General features: G+C 61.7%; 13 protein-coding genes. 4 read left to right on the top strand and 9 right to left on the bottom strand.

Annotation, left to right across the window (positions count from 1 at the left end; genetic code table 11):
* Nucleotides 1-70 precede the first annotated feature (70 nt).
* From E2K80_RS18165 to E2K80_RS18140, 6 genes are read right to left on the bottom strand one after another with little or no spacing between them, the layout of a single operon-like run.
* A complete protein-coding gene (locus E2K80_RS18165) occupies nucleotides 71-1,147 on the bottom strand; it encodes a branched-chain amino acid ABC transporter permease (RefSeq protein ID WP_135376279.1) in 1,077 nt (358 codons plus the stop codon).
* The gene (locus E2K80_RS18160) at nucleotides 1,147-1,392 is read right to left on the bottom strand and encodes a hypothetical protein (RefSeq protein WP_135376278.1); all 246 of its coding nucleotides are present in this window, start codon (nucleotides 1,390-1,392) and stop codon (nucleotides 1,147-1,149) included. The genes E2K80_RS18165 and E2K80_RS18160 overlap by 1 nt, the downstream gene beginning before the upstream one ends.
* A 4-nt stretch (nucleotides 1,393-1,396) precedes the next feature.
* The gene (locus E2K80_RS18155) at nucleotides 1,397-2,383 is read right to left on the bottom strand and encodes a branched-chain amino acid ABC transporter permease (protein WP_135376277.1); all 987 of its coding nucleotides are present in this window, start codon (nucleotides 2,381-2,383) and stop codon (nucleotides 1,397-1,399) included.
* A gap of 53 nt (nucleotides 2,384-2,436) precedes the next feature.
* Nucleotides 2,437-3,258 carry an ABC transporter ATP-binding protein gene (locus tag E2K80_RS18150; protein ID WP_135376276.1) on the bottom strand — a complete coding sequence of 274 codons (822 nt, stop codon included), beginning with the start codon at nucleotides 3,256-3,258 and terminating at the stop codon, nucleotides 2,437-2,439.
* Complete coding sequence (locus tag E2K80_RS18145; RefSeq protein ID WP_135376275.1) at nucleotides 3,255-3,509, bottom strand: hypothetical protein; 255 nt, start codon at nucleotides 3,507-3,509, stop codon at nucleotides 3,255-3,257. The genes E2K80_RS18150 and E2K80_RS18145 overlap by 4 nt, the downstream gene beginning before the upstream one ends.
* Nucleotides 3,506-5,482, bottom strand: coding sequence for an AMP-binding protein (locus tag E2K80_RS18140; RefSeq protein ID WP_210405406.1), 1,977 nt, complete (start codon nucleotides 5,480-5,482; stop codon nucleotides 3,506-3,508). Before E2K80_RS18140 ends, E2K80_RS18145 begins: the two co-directional genes overlap by 4 nt.
* Before the next feature lie 207 nt (nucleotides 5,483-5,689).
* On the opposite strand from E2K80_RS18140, the gene E2K80_RS18135 reads away from it, so the two are divergent.
* Together E2K80_RS18135 and E2K80_RS18130 are read left to right on the top strand one after the other, a co-directional pair.
* Entirely contained in the window at nucleotides 5,690-7,615 is a 1,926-nt protein-coding gene (locus E2K80_RS18135; RefSeq protein ID WP_238475585.1) for a PAS-domain containing protein, read from the top strand.
* Nucleotides 7,612-8,310 carry a response regulator transcription factor gene (locus E2K80_RS18130; RefSeq protein ID WP_135376274.1) on the top strand — a complete coding sequence of 233 codons (699 nt, stop codon included), beginning with the start codon at nucleotides 7,612-7,614 and terminating at the stop codon, nucleotides 8,308-8,310. Before E2K80_RS18135 ends, E2K80_RS18130 begins: the two co-directional genes overlap by 4 nt.
* 7 nt (nucleotides 8,311-8,317) lie before the next feature.
* Here E2K80_RS18130 and E2K80_RS18125 read toward each other — a convergent pair whose 3' ends face one another.
* Complete coding sequence (locus tag E2K80_RS18125; protein ID WP_168193237.1) at nucleotides 8,318-9,202, bottom strand: LysR family transcriptional regulator; 885 nt, start codon at nucleotides 9,200-9,202, stop codon at nucleotides 8,318-8,320.
* A 99-nt stretch (nucleotides 9,203-9,301) separates the two neighbouring features.
* Here E2K80_RS18125 and E2K80_RS18120 point away from each other — a divergent pair, with 99 nt between their 5' ends.
* Nucleotides 9,302-9,583: a DUF1330 domain-containing protein gene (locus E2K80_RS18120; protein WP_135376273.1), complete on the top strand. Its 282-nt coding sequence runs from the start codon at nucleotides 9,302-9,304 to the stop codon at nucleotides 9,581-9,583.
* Nucleotides 9,584-9,934: 351 nt separating this feature from the next.
* On the opposite strand, the gene E2K80_RS18115 is transcribed toward E2K80_RS18120, so the two are convergent.
* Nucleotides 9,935-11,143, bottom strand: a complete 1,209-nt coding sequence (locus tag E2K80_RS18115; RefSeq protein WP_135376272.1) for a hydantoinase/carbamoylase family amidase — start codon at nucleotides 11,141-11,143, stop codon at nucleotides 9,935-9,937.
* A 67-nt stretch (nucleotides 11,144-11,210) separates the two neighbouring features.
* Here E2K80_RS18115 and E2K80_RS19230 point away from each other — a divergent pair, with 67 nt between their 5' ends.
* Nucleotides 11,211-11,366 carry a hypothetical protein gene (locus E2K80_RS19230; protein ID WP_168193047.1) on the top strand — a complete coding sequence of 52 codons (156 nt, stop codon included), beginning with the start codon at nucleotides 11,211-11,213 and terminating at the stop codon, nucleotides 11,364-11,366.
* Between the two features lie 184 nt (nucleotides 11,367-11,550).
* Here E2K80_RS19230 and fdhF read toward each other — a convergent pair whose 3' ends face one another.
* The gene (fdhF, locus tag E2K80_RS18110; protein WP_135376271.1) at nucleotides 11,551-14,334 is read right to left on the bottom strand and encodes a formate dehydrogenase subunit alpha; all 2,784 of its coding nucleotides are present in this window, start codon (nucleotides 14,332-14,334) and stop codon (nucleotides 11,551-11,553) included.
* Nucleotides 14,335-14,338 lie beyond the last annotated feature (4 nt).

Genomic DNA, 14,338 nt, shown 5'->3' with positions numbered 1-14,338 from the left:
ACTCCTCCCATTTGGTTGATCCGATAATGGTGCCGGGCTTCGCGCCCGGTCGTATAGAGCGGCCCGCCCGTCAATGCGGGAAGGGCCACAATCTCAGTTTTTCCTTGGCCAGCGCCCAAAGACGGGCCAGGCCATGGGGCTCGACAATCAGAAAGAACATGATCAGCGCACCGACAATCACAAACTGGAAATGCGTCGAGATGGCGGTATCAAGCCCCACCGTATCGACCAGCAGAACCTTCAGAACCACCGGCAGCAGCACCATGAAGGCCGCCCCCGCAAACGCACCGAAGATCGAGCCGAGCCCGCCAATGATGACCATGAACAGAACCAGGAAGGATTTGCTGATGCCAAAAGCCTCCCCCACCTCGACCGCGCCCAGATAGACGGTGAACAGCAATGCGCCCGCAATCCCAACATAGAAACTCGACACCGCAAACGCCGTCAGCTTGGCCTTCAGCGGGCTGACCCCGATGATTTCGGCGGCGATATCCATGTCGCGGATCGCCATCCATTGCCGCCCGATGGACCCGCGTGTCAGGTTCCGCGCGATCCAGGCCAGCACAAAGACAAACCCCAGGCAGAACAGGTATTTCACCCAGGCCTCTGCATTCGGTCCGGTCACCGCCACACCGAATAATATCCGTTCCGGCGCGCTGATCTGGCCCGAGGCCGAATAGTTGTAGAACCACGGCACCTTGTTGAAGAGCCAGACAAGAAAGAACTGCGCCGCCAATGTCGCCACCGCCAGATAGAACCCTTTGATCCGCAGACTTGGCAGGCCGAACATCACCCCCACAATCGCGGTCATTACCCCCGATAAAAGCGTGACCGAGATCATGTCCATCCAGGGGAAGGCGGTCATCAGCTTGTAGGATGCATAGGCCCCCACCGCCATGAACCCCCCCGTGCCCAGGCTGACCTGCCCGCAATAGCCGGTCAGAATGTTCAACCCGATCGAGGCAATCGCATAGATCAGGAAAGGCAGCAGAATGGCGCTGGCCCAGTAATCATTGATCACGAAAGGGATGATCCCGAGGGCGACGAACAGGACGAAATAATAGCGATACCTGTCAAAGGCGATCGGGAAAGTCTGGTTGTCGGCGGCATAGGTGGTTTTGAAATCACCGGCTTCACGGTAAAACATCAGGCCGCCTCCTCTTCATCGAATGTCGGGATGCCGCGATTGGGCCGTTTGGCATATCCGGTCTGCTCGGAATAGCGGACCAGCCAGAGATAGGCGAAAAGCCCAAGACCCGCGCCGATCACCGCAAGCACAAGTGCCACCATCATCTGCCCGGTCTCGGCACGATCCACAGACAGCGCCAGATAGCCAAAGGCCCAGAACCCGGACCAGGCCACCACATTCAGAATTGCGATCAGCTTGGGCATCCGCCTACACCCTCTCGATGATTTTTTCGCCGAACAGGCCCTGGGGCCGGAACACCAGGAAGACCAGCGCCAGCACATAGGCAAACCAGTTCTCGGTCGCACCGCCGATCAGCGGGCCGATGGAAAACTCAAACAGCGCCTCGCCCACACCAATGATCAACCCGCCGACAATCGCACCGGGGATCGAGGTGAAACCACCCAGCATCAGCACCGGCAGCGCCTTCAGCGCGATCAGCGACAGCGAGAACTGCACACCCGATTTGGAGCCCCACATGATCCCCGCCACCAGCGCCACGATGCCCGCCAGCGACCAGACCAGAATCCACACGTAATTCAGCGAAATCCCGACGCTCAGCGCCGCCTGATGGTCATCGGCCACCGCCCGCATCGCACGCCCGTTCTTGGTGTATTGCGCATAGGCGATCAGCCCACCCACCAGAACCGCGGCAATCCCGGTTGCCCAGATATCCAGATTGTCGATGAAAAACCCGTATCCGAAGAGATCAAAGGTCGTCTGGTCAATCGCATCATTGATGCCCTGGGGCAGACCCACATCAAGATTGCGGATTTCCGAGCCCCACATCAGATCACTGACCCCTTCCAGGAAATAGGCCAGCCCGATGGTCGCCATGAACAGGATGATCGGTTCCTGCCCCACAAGATGTTTGAAAATCACCTTCTGCACGCACAGCGCAAACAGGATCATCACCCCCACGGTCAGCAGGATCGCCAGAAGTGCCGGCACCTCCCAGCCGAAATAATGCACATCCGTGCCGAAAATCTCGTTGATAAGATGGGCAAACGGCACCCGCCCGTCCTGAATGCCCACCAGCGTCATCGCGGCGAACAGCGCCATCACCCCCTGGGCATAGTTGAAGATGCCGGAGGCCTTGAAGATCAGCACGAAACCAAGGGCGACAAGCGAATACATCACCCCGGTCATCAGACCGTTCAGCGTGACCTCCATCGCGAAGACGAGTTGTTCAGGCATGGGGGCCTCCGACCGTTGTAAGGGGGGTGAAATGTATCAGTGGCATATCAGGTCTAGTCATGCGCCACCCCCAGATAGGCGTCGATCACATCGGGGTTGTTGCGCACCTCATCGGGGGAGCCATCGCCGATCTTCTTGCCGTAATCCATCACCACAACCCGATCCGACAGGTCCATGACCACGCCCATATCATGTTCGATGAGCGCGATGGTGGTGCCAAACTCGTCATTCACGTCGAGGATGAAGCGCGACATGTCCTCCTTCTCCTCCACATTCATGCCGGCCATGGGTTCATCCAGCAGCAGGATGCTGGGTTCGGCCACAAGCGCCCGGGCCAGTTCCACCCGTTTCTTCAGACCATAGGGCAGCCGGCCCACGGGGGTTTTGCGGATATTCTGGATCTCCAGGAAATCAATGACCTCTTCGGCCTTTTCGCGGTTCTCCACCTCTTCGCGCTGTGCCTTGCCCCACCACAGCGCCTGATCAAGGAATGTGGCGTTCATATGGTTCAGACGACCGGTCATGATATTGTCCAGCACGCTCATCCCGTCGAACAGCGCGATGTTCTGGAAGGTCCGCGCAATGCCCTGGCGCGCCACCTGATAGGGGCGCATCGCCGGGCGCCGGGCGCCGCGATACCAGACCTCGCCCTCCTGCGGATTGTAGAACCCGGAAATGACATTCAGCATCGAGGATTTGCCCGCCCCGTTCGGCCCGATGATTGCGCGAATTTCACCTTCGCGGATGTCGAAACTGATATCCTTGATCGCCACCACACCGCCGAAACGAAGCGTGATGTTGCGCATTTCCATCACCACGCCGCCGATCTGGCGCCCGTCTGCGGTGACATAGCCCTCAACACCCATATCTTTCATTCCGCTTTCTCCCGTGCCGCCTGACCAGAGCGGAAAATCAGCGCCCCGATCAGCCCGTAAACCAGCAGCGCAACAATGGCCCAGGTGACGCTGGTGGCCCAGACCCCGGGCATGCCATAGATCAGCGCCGCAACCCCGCAGACGCCAATCGCACCGCCCTGCACCGCCGCAGCCCCGCGGGCGATATAGCGCCCGGCAACCCAGGAGGCGGCGAAACCAAGCAGAAAGAACGCGATGGCAATCAGGCTCATTCGGCGGCCACCTTCTGATCTGTGACCTCATCGGCAATCTCGGCGTCACGAATTGCCAGCGTCGCGGCGATCTTGCCCTTGCGCCCGTCCTCATAGGTCACTTCGGTCTCGGTATAGACGCTGCCGGACCCGTCATAGAGCGCGGCGATCAGATCCTCGAATTTCTCTTCGATGATCCGGCGGCGCACCTTGCGGGTCCGGGTCAGTTCCCCGTCATCGGCATCCAGTTCCTTGTGCAGCACCAGAAACCGGTGGATCTGGCAGCCCGACAGCATCTCGTCCTGCGCCAAACTCCGGTTCACCTCTTCCACATGGGTCTGAAGCGTATCCAGCACCTGTGGATGCCCGGCCAGTTCCTGATAGGAGGCATAGGCGATATTGTTCCGCTCGGCCCAGTTGCCCACGGCGGTCAGGTCGATATTGATAAAGGCGGTGCAATGATCACGGCCATTGCCCAGAACCACAGCCTCCAGAATATTCGGGAAGAATTTCAGCTTGTTCTCGACATATTTCGGTGCAAACAGACGGCCATCCGCCATTTTGCCCACATCCTTGGCCCGGTCGATGATCCGCAAATGCCCGGTATCGGGTTCGATGAACCCCGCATCCCCCGTGGCCACCCAGTTATCCGCATCCTTGGTCGAGGCGGTGCTTTCGGCATTCTTGTAATATTCCACGAACACCCCGGGAGAGCGATAGAACACCTCGCCAGTCTCGGCGATGCGAATTTCCACACCGGGGGAGGGCACGCCAACCGTATCCGGGCGCACCTCATGATCGGGTTGCTGGGTGATGAAAACGCTGGCCTCGGTCTGGCCGTAAAGCTGTTTCAGATTGATCCCGAGCGACCGGTAGAAATCGAAAATTTCCGGCCCGATCGCCTCCCCCGCCGTATAGCCGACCCGCACCCGGGTGAAGCCAAGGGTGTTTTTCAGCGGGCCAAAGACCAGCATCTCACCAAGCCGGTATTTCAGCCGGTCCACCGCGCCCACCGGCTTGCCGTCAAGCAAAGCAGGGCCGACCCGTTTGGCGTGATCCATGAAATAACGGAACATGCGTTTCTTGAAATTGCCTGCATCCTCCATGCGGATCATCACATTGGTCAGCTGTGTCTCGAACACGCGGGGCGGCGCAAAATAATAGGTCGGCCCGATCTCGCGCAGATTGGACATCATCGTCTCGGGGCTTTCGGGGCAGTTCACACAAAACCCCGTCCACATCGCCTGACCGATGGAAAAGATGAAATCGCCAACCCAGGCCATAGGCAGATAGGCCAGCACCTCGTCGCCCGGGCGCAGATCATCAAATTCGGCAGAATTCTTGGAGGTGGCAATGATGTTTTCATTGCTCAGCACCACGCCCTTGGGCTTGCCCGTGGTGCCCGACGTATACAGCATCACACAGGTGCTGTTCCAGCCAAGTTCCCCCTCGCGGGTTATCAGCTCCCCCGCGAAACGTTCATGGGCGGCCCGACCCTCGGCCTGAATATCGGCCAGCGCATGCAGTTTGGAATGGTCGTATTTCCGCAGACCGCGCGCATCCTGATAGATGATATGTTCGATGCAGGTGACCGTTTCCTGCACCTCGATGACCTTATCGACCTGCTCCTGATCCCCGGCGATCACAAAACGCGCGCCGCAATGGCCCAGCACATAGGTCATCTCTTCGGCAACAGCATCCTGATACAGCGGCACCGGGATCGCCCCCACCTTCTCGGCGGCCACCATCGACCAGTAAAGCGCGGGCCGGTTGCGCCCGATAACCGCAATATGGTCCCCCCGGTTCACCCCAAGGGCCAGAAAGCCATAGGCAATGGCGTCAATCTCCTCGGCCGCCTCGGCCCAGGACCAGGTCTGCCAGATGCCGAATTCCTTTTCCCGGTAGGCGGGTTTTGAACCGAATTGCGCCACGTTCCGCGCCAGAAGCGCCGGAACAGATGCGGGAATACCCGCAGCCGCGGTTATATCAACCAAGTCATGTCCTCCCCTCGCCGGGCTGTCCCGGCACCACGGATCGCGGTTTTGTCGCGACTCTCTGCAGATTTATCGTGGCCCAAAATCTTTCGACGTCAACTTTTGCCTGACTTTTGCCCAAACCTAACGAATTGTAACAGCACCCCCAGCAGGCTTGACGGGCGCCCCGCCCCGGTGCCAGCGATGGGAAAGTGGAGGCAGCCCGGAATGGCACGAACCGACATCACCAGCCAGATGACCCGCGCGGGGCTGAACCTGATTCAGCAGGCGCTGACAATCTATGATGCCGATCTGCGGCTGGCGGTCTGCAACCGGCCCTTTCAAACCATGTTCGGCCTGCCAGAAACCCTGACCACGCCGGGCGCCCGGTTCAAGGACACGATCCGCTATCTGGTCGAACATGGCGAATATGGCGAGATCGACGACCCGGAACAGTTTGTGCAGGACCGGGTCGATCAGGCCCGCGATTTCGTGGCCCATTACATGGAACGGCAACGCTCCAACGGGCGGACGATCAGTGTCGAGGGCTCCCCCCTGCCCGAGGGCGGATGGGTCACGGTCTATACGGATATCACCGAGATCAAACGTCAGGAAAAACTGCTGCGCGCCCATTCCGAGGAATTGTCGGATCAGCTTCTGACCCATGCAGAGCGGCTGGCCCAGACCAACCGCGAACTGGCCGCCAGCAATGCGCAGATGGAAGAGGCCAAGCGCGGCCTGTCGGAGATGGAGGCGCGCACTCGTCTGACGACCGAAATGATGCCCGCCCATATCGCCCATGTGGACCGGGATCAGGTCTATACATACACAAACCGCCGCCTGTCGGCGCTTCTGCCCGGCCGGACCAGCGATATCGTGGGCCTGCATATGCACGAGGCGCTTGGCCCTGCCACCGCAGCACGGCTTTACCCACAGGTGGCCCGCGCGCTTGAAGGCACGCCGACGGTCCTGGAATTCACCGAACCTGAAAGCGGCCGTCGCATCCGCACCGCTTTCACCCCCGATCAGGGGTCGGGCGACACCATCGAGGGGGTCTATCTGCTCTCCACCGATGTGACCGAAGAGGCCCAGGCCCGCGCCGCGCTCAGCCAGACCCATAAACGCGAACTGGCCGCGCAGCTGACCAATGGTCTGGCCCATGATTTCGCCAATCTGCTGACCATCATTCTGGGGCTGCAAAGCCGGCTCGACAAACTGCCCCTGCCCCCCGGCGCATCCGAATTGACCGGCGCCACCGCCGCCGCCGCCCGCCGGGGCGGCATGCTGCTGGACAAGATCGCACGCATGTCCGGCCCGCGGGAAATCCACCCGGTTCCAACCGATCTGGCCGGGCTTCTGACCGCATTTGAACCTCTGGCGCGCGCCACCCTGCCCGATGCCATCACCCTGACCATCATCACCGATCTGGACCCGGACCGGCTGTTGCTGCTGGATGCGGGGTCGCTTCAGGACAGCCTGCTGAACCTTGTGCTGAATGCCCGCGACGCTTTGGGAGAGGCGGGCGGCGATATCACACTGCATGCCCGCACGGTGCCCGATACCTGGCTGGAAATCAGCGTTGCCGATACCGGCCCGGGGTTTTCCAAACCCGCGCTTGGCGCCGCGCTGGACCCGTTTTTCACCACCAAGGGTGACAAAGGGTCGGGCCTGGGCCTGTCGATGGTCTATGACCTGACGCAACTGGCCGGGGGCACGGTGAAACTGGCCAATACCCCTGCGGGCGCCGAGGTGACCCTGCGCCTGCCGCTGCGCCGGGCAGATCGTGACACCAGCACCCATCTGGTTCTGCTGGTCGAAGACAGCGCCGAATTGCGCGCCACGATCCGCGATATGCTGACCGATCTGGGCCATCAGGTGATCGAGGCCGCCAGCGCCGAGGAAGCCCGCGCGCTGACCGATCTGCCGGGTCTGGGCTGGGTTCTGTCTGACATCAATCTGGAAGGGGAGATCAATGGCGTCACCCTGCTGGAACAGATCGAGGTCATCCATCCCGATCTGCGTCTGGCCCTGATGACCGCACGCCCACCTGGTGATAGCCTGCGCCAGAAAGGCGCGGCCCGCTGGCCGGTTCTGTCGAAACCGGTGGATATCGCAGCGCTGAGCCATCTGTTTCACGCAGAGGCCGTGGCATGAGTGCGCTGGTCACGATACTGGATGACGAACCGCAGATCCGCACCCTCTTGTCCGAGGCCCTGACAGAGGCGGGGTTTCGCACCGCCGCCTATGCCCGCGCAACCGAATTCGAGGCCGCCTTGCGCAGCGCCACCCCGGATGTCTGCCTGGTCGATCTGGGCCTGCCGGATCGCGATGGTCTGGCTGTGGTGCACCGGCTGGCCCTTGAATCGGGGGCCGCGATCATCATCATCTCGGGCCGGGCCCAGGTTCAGGACCGGGTGACCGGGCTGGAACTGGGTGCCGATGATTACATCATCAAACCTTTCGACCCGGCCGAGGTGGTGGCCCGCGTCCGCGCCCGGCTGCGGCAGGGCAAATCCCGTGAACAGGCCGGTAACACCGCTGGTTTCAACGGCTGGACGGCCCATTTCGACCGCTATGTTCTGGTCGATGACGCAGGCGAGGAAATCGGCTTTTCCCATGCCGAGGGCGAAGTGCTGCGCCTGTTTCTGGACGCCCCCAAGCGCCTGATCTCCCGCCAGCAGATGCAGGAAACCCTTGGCGGAGCCGCCGGCGAAAGCTTTGACCGGGCCATGGATGTGCGGATTTCCCGGCTGCGCACCAAACTGCGCGAAGACCCGAAAAACCCGCAACTGATCAAAACCATCTATGGGGCGGGGTATATCTTTCTGGGCGATGTCAGCTGGAGCTGACGACAGATCACCCAGCCGAGGCATCAATGAATTCTGCCCGGCGCGCCCGGAAATAGGGCACCAGCGCCTTGCGAAAGGCCGCCACACGTCTGGACCGCCAGATATCCGCATGGGCCACCACCCAGATATCCATATAGGGCTGCGGCGGCAGCACCGGCACCTGCACCAGCCCGGGTTCGCTGCGCCCCAGAAACCTCGGCATCCGCGCAACACCCAGGCCTGCGCGCGCGGCCCCGATCACCGCAACCATATCGTCAAACCGGAACCGGACACGGGCGTTCGGATAGCGCTCCAGCGAGGCACGGGGCGGGCCAAGGGCCGAACTGTGGAGAATCCACTGCACCTCATCCGCCGGGTTTTGCGCAAGCGCTTCGGCCATCTCCGGCGCGGCGAAACTGGCGCTGTGCTGTTCCGCCAGGCGCAGACCGGTCAGGCTGTCACCGGGGTTGCGGCTGATGCGGATGGCGATATCGGCGGCGCGGCGGGACAGATCCAGCAGATCATTGGTCGCGCGGATGGAGACATCGATCCCCGGTTCGGTATCGGCCAGTTGCGCCAGAACCGGCGCGATATAGGGGCCGATCAGCAATTCCGGCGCGGTGACGGTCAGCGGACCGACAAGGGTCTGATCGTTCGAGGCCAGCTCGCGTTGCAGGGCCAGATCGCGCTGCTCCATCTCGGCGGCATAACGGGCCACCGCCCGCCCTGCCTCGGTCGGGTGATAGCCATCGCTGAGCCGGTCGAAAAGCGGCGTGTTCAATGCCGCCTCGGCCCGCTGCACCCGCCGGGCCACGGTGGTATAGGCCACGCCCACGGCCTGCCCTGCTGTCGCCAATGTGCCATGGCGCACCAGCATCAGAACCATATGCAGATCATCCCATCCCACACGCATACATGCATATTTGCATGCAATGAATGCAAAGACACGTGTTTTTGCATGCCGCGTGGCAAGGTAAGGTCCGGCCAGTCTCTCAGAACAGGAGGTCAGACCATGATCAACGCCTTTGCAACCCTCACCATCACCGATCCCGAGCAACTTGCGACATACCGTGCCGTTGCCGCCGGGGCACTGGCCAAACATGGCGGGCAGGTCGCGGCCGCCAGCCCCGATATCACCCGGCTGGAGGGCGGGGATGCCGCACCGGATATGGCCGCCCTTCTGCAATTTCCCGACCGGGACAGTGCCATGGCCTGGATCAACGACCCGGATCTGGCCGATATCCACGCAAGGCGACGCGGTGCAGGCCAATCCACCATCATCCTTCTGGGCTGAAGCATCGCCCATTTCATCTGCAACACATATGCAGTGCGCGTAGGGCATCGCCCGAGCCGAGGGGTGGGCGAGAAGCGCCCGCCCCATGGGGTCGGGTCGGGCGCTGCCCGGCGGTGCCGCCGGGCGGAAAGATGGTGTAGGGTGGTGCGGAATTTCAGGCCGAAGCTTTAGCCACCGCTCCCGGAGAGCGAAATCGTTTATTCTGCACCACCGCGCATCAAAACCCGCTGCAGGCGGAATTCCCGGGAATTCCATGTGGAAAACTCGGGTTTTCCACCCCCGCGGCGCATATGGCACAAGGATCAGGGCCTAAAGCGCGTCAAAGCGTGTCTCGAAACGCGAGCAGACGGCTCAGCCTCTCCCCGGGGCCAGCGTGGCGGCAGCCTCGGCCAGAATCCGCAGGCCCAGAACCAGATCCTCCTGTTTTGTGTCCTCATCGAACGCATGGCTGATGCCGCCGATCGAGGGCACAAACAGCATCCCCACCGGCATCAGATGTGACAGGTTCGAGGCATCATGCAAGGCACCGGATGGCATCGACCGCCAGGAACCGGGGCTGTGTTTTTCCGCCGCCGCGCGCAAGGCGGCCTGCATCCTGTCATCCATCGGTACGGGCACAAGATCATTGCGCAACTGCGTTGCCGCGACCGCCATCCCCGTCTCGGTTCCCACCTCGGCCAGAACGTCTTTGATCACCCGTTCCAGCCGGTCCAGCCGGTCGGCATCACCATCGCGCCATTGAATGGTAAAAACCGCCTGCCCCGGCACAACCGAGGATGCATTGGGATGCAACCGGAAATGGCCGATGGTCCAGACCGTATCGGGGGTGACCACATTGGCAAACCGCTCCCTCAGCAGGCTGGCGACCTGTACTGCCCCCTGAAAAGCGTCCCGGCGCAAATGCATCGGCGTGGTGCCCGCATGGTTCTGCTGGCCGGTCACGGTGACCTGCACCTGTCGCAGACCCACAATCGAGGTCACAACCCCTGCCCTGTCGCCGGACTGATCCAGCACCGGCCCCTGTTCGATATGCATTTCAAGAAAGCCGGTGAAGCGCGCGGGATCGACAAAGTGATCTTGCATAAGATGTGCCAGCCCCTGCCGCGCATCGCCAAAGCGTATGCCATCGGTGGACATGTAGCCATCGGCCTCGGCCAGCGGGGTGCGACCGGCCCAGATATCGCTTCCGGTCAACGCGCCAAAGCGGCCTTCCTCATCCTGGAAACTGACCATCGAAATGGCCGGGCCGCCTGCCTCTGCTGCCGCCCGGGCAATCTCCAGCCCGGCGATCACCCCATAGGCGCCGTCAAGCCAGCCGCCTTCGGGCTGGGTGTCGGAATGCGACCCGATCAACAGCGAGGGACCATCGGCCAGGCCGAACACATTGCCCGCCGGATCGATATGGGGGGTCAGCCCGATCTGCCTGATCTGCCCGGCCAGCCAGTCCCGCGAGGCGATGTCAGGTTCCGAGAATGCCCGGCGCACCACACCCGTGCCGGTCGTGCCAAAACTGCGCAGATAGTGCAGATCAGACAGGAAGCGGCTGGCATCGGGGGTCATGGCATGGCTCTGGTTCGGGAATTCCCCAAGACATGACAGCCTGATATGCTAAGGTCCAGTCATGGACATGACAGCATTGATCTTCTACGCGGCAATCTGCGGGGTGCTCAGCCTTGCAGGCCCCCGGCTTGGCGCACCGCTGATGCGGCTTGGAATTGGCGCCTGCGTCGGCGTGATTGCAGCAGCGATCCTGCCGGTGATCCGGGGCATGATGGGCTTTTGAACCGGTGCGCGCCGCATTGCGATGCCAAATTTCTGAAAATACCTATATAAGAACAGAGGGCTTCGCCCTGCCCGGCGGCGTCGCCCGGCAAGTGGGCTATAACAGCCGTTTGGGAATGCCCATCCAAAGCGATGGAGTATGATGCGGTCTACAGTCCCGGATCAAATCCAGATGATGGCCCGCTCTATTCCGCCGCGACCTGCCTCTCGGCCGCCTCGACCTTCACCGCCGAGAACTTGAACTCGGGGATCTTGCCATAGGGGTCAAGTGCCGGGTTGGTCAGGATGTTGGCTGCGGCCTCCACATAGGCGAAGGGCACAAACACCATATCGGGCGATACCGCCCGGTCGGCCCGCGCCATGATCTCGATTGATCCGCGTCTGGTGGTCAGGCGCACCTTGCCGCCCGGCTCCACCCCCAGCTTGCGCAAGGTCGACGGGTGCAGCGAACAATTCGCCTCCGGTTCCACCGCATCCAGAACCGTGGCCCGGCGGGTCATCGACCCGGTATGCCAGTGTTCCAACTGTCGCCCGGTGGTCAGGATCATCGGAAATCTCTCATCCGGCACCTCGGCAGGCGGGGTCACACGGGCCGGGGTGAACATGGCGCGCCCGGCACGACGGGGGAACCCATCGCCAAAGACAACCGCCTGCCCCGGATCGGTGTTCGACAGGCTTGGATAGGTCACCGCGCCCTCTGTCTCCAACCGGTTCCAGGTGATGTGATGCAGGGACCGCATCGACATTTTCATCTCATCGAAAATTTCCCGCGGATCGTCATAATCCCAGTCAAGGCCGATGCGATTGGCCAGATCGACGATGATCTGCCAGTCCTCCCGCGCCGCACCCGGCGCCTCAACCGCCTTGCGGGCGATCTGCACCTGACGGTTGGTGTTGGTGACCGTGCCCGACTTTTCCGGGAAGGCCGAGGCAGGCAGGATGACATCGGCGAAATTCGCGGTTTCGGTGACGAAAATATCCTGCACCACAAGATGATCCAGATGGGCCAGCGCCTTGCGGGCATGTTCCACATCCGGGTCGGACATGGCGGGGTTTTCACCCAGAATATACATGCCCTTGATCTCGCCGCGATAGACACGGTCCATGATCTCGACAACGGTCAGCCCCGGTTCCGGGTCAATCTCTGTTCCGCCCCAGATATGGCGAAACAGCTCCCGCACTTCATGGTCCCTGACCGACTGATAATCCGGCAGAAACTGCGGGATCAACCCGGCATCCGACGCCCCCTGAACATTGTTCTGACCACGCAGAGGGTGCAGGCCTGTGCCCGGCCGCCCGATCTGGCCGCATAGCAGGGCCAGTGAAATCAGGCAGCGGGAATTATCGGTGCCATGGATATGCTGGCTGACACCCATCCCCCAGAAGATCATCGCACGGGAGGCCCCGGCGTAATCGCGGGCCACAGCGCGGATCGTGGCCGCGTCGATGCCGCACAGCTCTGCCATCCGCTCGGGCGTGAAGGCGCGGATATGTTCGCGGAACTCAAAGAAACCTTCGGTGAACCCTTCGATGTAATTCCGGTCGTAAAGCTTCTCTTCCACGATCACATTCATGATCGCATTCAGCAGCGCCACATCCGTGCCGGGGCGGAATTGCAGCATGTGTTTCGCGTGACGTTTGAGCGCCTGACCACGCGGGTCCATCACCACCAGCGCACCGCCACGTTTGGTGAACTGCTTGAAGAAGGTGGCGGCGACCGGGTGATTTTCGGTCGGGTTGGCCCCGATCACAATGGCCAGGTCGGCGTTTTCGATCTCGTTAAAGCTGGCCGTCACCGCGCCCGAGCCGACATTTTCCATCAGGGCCGCGACCGAGGACGCATGGCACAGCCGCGTGCAGTGATCGACATTGTTATGGCCAAAGCCCTGGCGGATCAGCTTCTGGAACAGATATGCCTCTTCATTGGTGCATTTCGCGCTGCCGAACCCGGCCACGGATTTCCCGCCGTAGAATGAGCGCAGATCGGCCAGCCCATGGGCGGCCTTGTCCAGCGCCTCTTCCCACGTGGCCTCGCGGAAATGGGTCCAGGGGTTGGCCGGGTCCACATTCAGGCCCTTTTCGGGCGCATCCTCGCGGCGGATCATCGGTTTGGTGATGCGATGCGCATGGTGGATGTAATCGAACCCGAACCGGCCTTTGACACAGAGCCGGCCTTCATTGGCCGGGCCGTTGATGCCTTCGACATATTTGACCTTGCCGTCCTTGACCTTGACCGAAACCTGACAGCCCACGCCGCAAAACGGGCAGACGCTTTCAACCGCGCTGTCAATATCCTCACGGTCGCCGGTCTGATGGTCATCAACGACGCTTGCGGGCATCAGCGCCCCGGTCGGGCAGGCCTGCACGCATTCGCCGCAGGCCACACAGCTGCTGTCGCCCATCGGGTCATCGAAATCGAACACCGGATAGGCATCATGGCCGCGCCCGGCCATCCCGATCACGTCATTGACCTGAACCTCGCGGCAGGCCCGCACGCACAGCCCGCATTGAATGCAGGCGTCCAGATTGACCGACATCGCGATATGGCTGTCATCCAGAAGCGGAATCCGGTCACGTTCCATCGCCGGGAACCGGCTTTCGGTCACGCCATTGACCTCGGCCATGTCCCAGAGATGGGCAGAGGTGTCATGGGCATGGTCCCGCGCCGGCTGATCGGCCAGCAGCATTTCCATCACCATTTTGCGCGCGGTTTGCGCCCGGGTGCTGGCGGTCACAACCACCATCCCCTCAACCGGTTCGCGGATACAGGAGGCGGCAAGCGTCCGCTCCCCCTCGATCTCGACCATGCAGGCGCGGCAATTGCCGTCAGGGCGATAGCCCGGCGCGGGTTTGTGGCACAAATGCGGGATCACCAGACCCCGGCCATTGGCGACCTCCCAGAGGGTTTCGCCGGGCTGTGCCTCGACCTCAACGCCATCAAGCGTGAAGCGGATCGTGTCGGTTGTCATGTGC

This window comes from Rhodophyticola sp. CCM32 (assembly GCF_004751985.1).
Taxonomy (GTDB): domain Bacteria; phylum Pseudomonadota; class Alphaproteobacteria; order Rhodobacterales; family Rhodobacteraceae; genus Rhodophyticola.
Note: the sequence above shows the minus strand (reverse complement) of the source record. Positions and strands in the feature narration are given on the sequence as shown.